Here is a 5102-nt window from a genome sequence, read left to right as displayed (position 1 = left end):
GTGTGCGGTGCGGGTGGAGCGGGTGGGGTGAGATCGGTGTCCGCCGTGCCGGGGTTGGCGTCGCGGGGCTGCGCCCCGGGCCCCGTGCGGGGGTCCGTCTGCCGGGAGGGGCTCATTGCCGGGCTCGGGATCGTCGTGGTTGCTCGCGCAGTTCCCCGCGCCCCCTGACGGGCCCCGGGGCGGGGGTACGTCGGCTTCAGGCAGAGGTCGTTTCCGTGGTTACCCAGGCTGCGTAGTCCTCGCTGGCGGCTGTCACCGGGGTCGCGATGATTTCCGGCGTGTCGTAGTCGTGATGCTGCGTCAGCCACGTCTCCAGGGCCGGGTATCGGGACGTCGTCGTCTTCAGGACGACCTGCCACTCCTGGGCCGTCTCCAGGGTGCCGTCCCACCGGTACACCGACGTGATCGGTCCGGAGATCTGGGCGCACGCCGCCACGCGGGCCTGTACGGCGCCGCGGGCCAGGTCGGTGGCCTTCGTGGGGGTGTCCGTGGTGGTCAGGACCGTCAGAAGCGCGTTCGGCTCGGGAATCTGCACGTCTCCCATTGTGACCTTCACAGGTCCGGCACGGCGGCACCCTGGACCGGCCTTGTCATGCCCACTTAAAACTGAGAGGACATCAGAGAGCCGCCCTCCACGTCCCCGTAGGAGACCGATGAGACCGACCAGGACCGCATCGCGCCTCACCGTCGCCGGCACCGCCGCGGCCGCCGCCGCCCTGCTGGCCGCCACCCTCTCCCCCACCCCGGCCGCCGCGCAAGACTCCGCCGCCCCCACGGCCGTCTCCGTCCGCGACGTCGTCGTCGACCGGGACGGCAGCCGGCACGTCCGCTACGACAGCGCCTACCGCGGTCTGCCCGTGCTCGGCGGTGACTTCGTGGTCCACCTCGCGCCCGACGGCACCCGCGAGCGCACCGACCGGGCCGTCGCCGGGAACCTCGCCGTCCCCAGCACCGCGCCGAAGGTCGCCGCACCGCGCGCCGCCGATCTCGCCGCCACCGCCCTGCGCTCCGCCAACCCGGGGGAACTGCTGCGCAAGCTGACGGCCAGGCCGCAGCTCGTCGTGGACGCGCTGCACGGCGCCCCCGCCCTCGCCTGGCGCACGAACGCCACGGCCAAGGACTCCCTCGGCAACCCGGTCGCCAGGACCGTCCTCACCGACGCCCTGACCGGCCGCCAGATCGACGCGTGGGACAGCATCGAGACGGTGACCGGCGACGGCCGGTCCCTGTACTCGGGCACCGTCCCGCTGGAGACGACCGGGTCCGGATCGGCGTACCAGCTCAAGGACGCGAGCCGCGGCGGCACCTACACCGGTGACGCGCAGAACAAGACCGACGGCTGCATCCTCGGCATCTGCTGGAGCCGCGCCCCCGCGGTCGTCTTCACGGACACCGACAACCACTGGGGCACCGGCGCGGACACCGACCGGGCCACCGCGGCCGTCGACGCCCAGTACGGCACGGACCAGACCTGGGACTACTACCGCCAGGTCCACGGCCGCAACGGCATAGCCGGCGACGGCAAGGGTTCGTACAACCGGGTCCACTACGGCAGCAAGTACAACAACGCCTTCTGGGACGACAGTTGCTTCTGCATGACGTACGGGGACGGCGACGGGACCACGTTCGGCCCGCTCGTCGCCCTCGACGTCGCCGGGCACGAGATGTCGCACGGGGTGACGTCCAAGACCGCGGCGCTCACCTACTCCGGTGAGTCCGGCGGCCTGAACGAGGCGACCTCCGACATCTTCGGGACCCTCGTCGAGTTCCACGCGGCGAACGCCTCCGACCCCGGCGACTGGCTGATCGGCGAGGAGATCGTCAAGCCGGGGTTCGGGAAGGCCGCGCTGCGGTTCATGGACCGGCCGAGCAAGGACGGGAGCTCGGCGGACTGCTGGAGTTCGGGCGTCGGCAACCTCGACGTGCACTACTCGTCCGGCGTCGCGAACCACTTCGCGTACCTGCTCGCCGAGGGCAGCGGCCCGAAGGTGATCGGCGGCGTCCAGCACGACGGCACCACGTGCGACGGCTCGACGCTCACCGGCATCGGCAAGGACGCGCTCGGCAAGATCTGGTACCGGGCGCTGACGGTGTACATGACGTCGTCGACGAAGTACGCGGGCGCCCGCACGGCCACGCTGAGCGCGGCCAAGGACCTGTACGGGGCGGGCAGCGCGGAGTACGCGGCGGTGGCGGCGGCCTGGTCCGCCGTCTCCGTGAACTGAGAGCCGCCGGCGTGCGGCCGGGTCACCCGGTCGCACGCCACGGCGTGCCCTTCGGGTACTTTTCGCCGACACGCCGGTGACCTGCTGGAATGTTGCCGTCGGGGTGTCAGGAGAGGTGGCGGGACTGGGTTTCTGACGCCACATCAGGAGGCGTGGGGGCGCGACTGGTACTTACCTCGTGCTTGCAGGGCGCGTCCGACGCCCGCGAAGGAGCACGCACGATGCGCACTGGCCGTCCGCTGATCGCCGCCGCTTTCGCCGTCGCCGTCGCCGGCTTCGCGGCCGCTCCCGTGGCCGCCGCCCAGGGTGGCCTGGAGGTCTACCCGGCGACGGCGACCCCGGGCAGCACGGTCAGCGTGGACACCACGGCCTGCGGTGCGCAGGGCACGGCCGCCGGTGACGCCAGTGCGGTCGGGGCGGGCGCGTTCACGCTGGCGCCCGAGGCCGATTCCCCGGACGCCGCCGGGCGGTTCGCGGTACCGGCGTCCGCGCAGCCCGGCACGTACGAGATCGTCGCCCGGTGCTCCGGCGGCACCGAGGTGACCGGGGATCTCATCGTGTCCCTCGGCGTGGCCGGCGCGCCGGGCGCGCAGATGCCGAAAGGCCATGTGAAGACGGGGGTCGGCGGCGCGCTCGGTCCCGACCCCGTGCAGACCGCGGCGGGCGTGGCGGCTCTGGCCGTCGCCGCCGCGGGCGGTACCTGGCTCCTGCATCGCCGGGCGAGAGGCGATGGGATCTGACGGGACGCCGCGGACCCCCTCCGCCGTCCGCGTACCCGTCCGTTCCCCGGTACCGCCAGTCCTCTCCCCTCCGGCCGCATCCCCTCGCGGACCGGAGGGGAAGGGGACCCATCTGTCGAGACGTCAGGAGCACTCGTGCGCGTGCGCAAGCGTGCCGGGAACCCGGTCAACGCCGTCATAGGGATCGTCACCGCGCTCGCCCTGTGCGCCGGGGCCTGGCTCCTGGCCAGCGGTTCCGAGGGCCATCCGCCGCCGCAGCCGTCCGCCGCGCAGGCCCGTGCGGGCGGCGGCCACGAGGCCCCGGCCGCCGCGTCCCTCGCCCCGTCCCCGCCGGACCGCATCCGCATCCCGTCGATCCGCGTCGACGCGCCCCTGACGGGGCTGGGCCTGACGCGCAGCGGCAGCCTCGACGTACCGCCGCCCGAACGAAAGAACCTGGCCGGCTGGTACGAGGCCGGCACCACGCCCGGCGAGACCGGCACGGCGGTGGTGGCGGGCCACGTCGACAACGCGGTGGGTCCCGCCGTCTTCTACGACCTGGGCGCGCTGACCCGCGGCCGGACCATCGAGGTGGACCGCCGGGACGGCTCGGTCGCCGTGTTCACCGTCGACTCCGTCGAGGTGTACGACGCGAAGTCCTTCCCCGACGAGAAGGTGTACGGGGCTGCCGCGCGGCCGGAGCTGCGGGTGATCACCTGCGGGGGGCCGTACTCGCGCAGGACCGGGTACCAGGGCAACGTGGTCGTGTTCGCGCATCTGACGGGGAGTCGGTAGGCGGGGCCAGGCGGATGCGGCGCCGTGTCGTGCGGTGGCTGATCGCGCCGTTCCCCCCGGCCCTGGTGGGGCTTGGCATGCCCCGCCATGAACCTTTTACGAAGATCCGCGTTCCTCGCCGCACCGCTCGGTGCGCTGCTGCTCTCCGGCTGCTCCGGGGCCGCTCCCGACGTCGCGGCCGAGCCGACGCGCAAGGCGAAGGCCCCGGCCCGACCGGCGGACGCGAAGGCCGGCGTCGTGCTCGCGCACGGCTGCATGGAGAACGGCATGATGGGCGATCGCGCCGACGCCTGTCAGTGGCAGGCGAAGGCGAACGAGCCGGCGGCCGACGGCTGTCTCGTCCTCGCCGTCAATTCCCACGGGTACGACGAGGCGGCGGTGGTCGAGGGCGCCGCGGCGCACGTGCGCGCGCGAGGACGTCTCCTGACAGGCGCTCAGGCCACCCACTGCTCGTAGGCCATCTTCAGGACGAGTGCGCAGACCACCGTGAGCAGCACGATGCGGACGAAGCCCGCGCCGCGCTTGAGGGCCGTGCGGGCGCCGATCATGCCGCCGGCCAGGTTGAAGACGGCCATCAGGGCCGCCAGTTGCCAGTAGACGGTGCCCTTGAGGGCGAACATCGCGAGGGCGCCGCCGTTGGTGCAGCAGTTGACGATCTTGGCGGTGGCGGAGGCCGTGACCAGGTCGAGGTGGAGGATCGCGGTCAGGGCGAGGACCAGGAACGTGCCCGTGCCGGGGCCGATCAGGCCGTCGTAGAAACCGATGCCGAGGCCCGCGAAACCGATCGCGGCGAGGACACGGCGGGGCGAGACCGGGGCGGCCGCCGGGGCCGTGCCGAACGACGGGCGGAAGATCACGAACGCGCCGACGGCCACCAGGACCACCATGACGATGGGCTTGAGGACCTCCGTGCTCATGCCCGCCGCCAGCAGGGCGCCGCCCGTCGAACCGAGCAGCGCCGCGACCCCGATGCGGACGGCCAGGCGTACGTCGACCGGGGCCTTGCGGGTGTAGGTGATCGCGGCACCGGCGGTGCCGACGATGGCGACGGCCTTGTTCGTGCCGAGCGCGTACGGGCCGGCCGCCGAGGAGTTCGGCAGGCCGAGCAGCAGCGCGGGGAGCAGCAGGAGGCCGCCGCCGCCCACCACCGCGTCGACCCAGCCCGCGGCGAGCGCGGCGATGCAGAGGACGACGACGGTGGTCAGGGATATGTCAGGCATGATCGCGACCCTATGGACGCGATACGTGTGCCGTCCACGAATGTGTGGAGAGTTGAGCGTCTTCTGAGCTTGCCGTCCCGGCATGCGGGACGGCCCGGTCGGGGGCGGGTGGCGCGGCCGGGTCCACGGTCAGCGCGAGGCAC

General features: G+C 73.0%; 6 protein-coding genes. 4 read left to right on the top strand and 2 right to left on the bottom strand.

Going from position 1 to position 5102, the window contains the following annotated elements:
* Nucleotides 1-196: 196 nt before the first annotated feature.
* Entirely contained in the window at nucleotides 197-544 is a 348-nt protein-coding gene (cutA, locus tag M4J07_RS46660; RefSeq protein WP_255983267.1) for a divalent-cation tolerance protein CutA, read from the bottom strand.
* A 109-nt stretch (nucleotides 545-653) separates the two neighbouring features.
* Between cutA and M4J07_RS46650 the strand changes: the two genes are divergently transcribed.
* From M4J07_RS46650 to M4J07_RS46635, 4 genes are all read left to right on the top strand, one after another.
* The gene (locus M4J07_RS46650) at nucleotides 654-2225 is read left to right on the top strand and encodes a M4 family metallopeptidase (RefSeq protein WP_305129027.1); all 1572 of its coding nucleotides are present in this window, start codon (nucleotides 654-656) and stop codon (nucleotides 2223-2225) included.
* 221 nt (nucleotides 2226-2446) lie between these two features.
* Nucleotides 2447-2965 (top strand): hypothetical protein, encoded by a 519-nt coding sequence (locus M4J07_RS46645; protein WP_255983265.1) that lies wholly within the window; start codon nucleotides 2447-2449, stop codon nucleotides 2963-2965.
* A gap of 141 nt (nucleotides 2966-3106) precedes the next feature.
* Nucleotides 3107-3739: a class F sortase gene (locus M4J07_RS46640; protein ID WP_255983263.1), complete on the top strand. Its 633-nt coding sequence runs from the start codon at nucleotides 3107-3109 to the stop codon at nucleotides 3737-3739.
* An 87-nt stretch (nucleotides 3740-3826) separates the two neighbouring features.
* Nucleotides 3827-4195, top strand: a complete 369-nt coding sequence (locus M4J07_RS46635) for a hypothetical protein (protein WP_255983261.1) — start codon at nucleotides 3827-3829, stop codon at nucleotides 4193-4195.
* Here M4J07_RS46635 and M4J07_RS46630 read toward each other — a convergent pair.
* Entirely contained in the window at nucleotides 4174-4959 is a 786-nt protein-coding gene (locus M4J07_RS46630) for a sulfite exporter TauE/SafE family protein (RefSeq protein WP_255983259.1), read from the bottom strand. The genes M4J07_RS46635 and M4J07_RS46630 overlap by 22 nt on opposite strands.
* Nucleotides 4960-5102 lie beyond the last annotated feature (143 nt).

Source organism: Streptomyces longispororuber (assembly GCF_024448165.1).
Classification (GTDB): Bacteria; Actinomycetota; Actinomycetes; order Streptomycetales; family Streptomycetaceae; genus Streptomyces; species Streptomyces longispororuber_A.
Note: the sequence above shows the minus strand (reverse complement) of the source record. Positions and strands in the feature narration are given on the sequence as shown.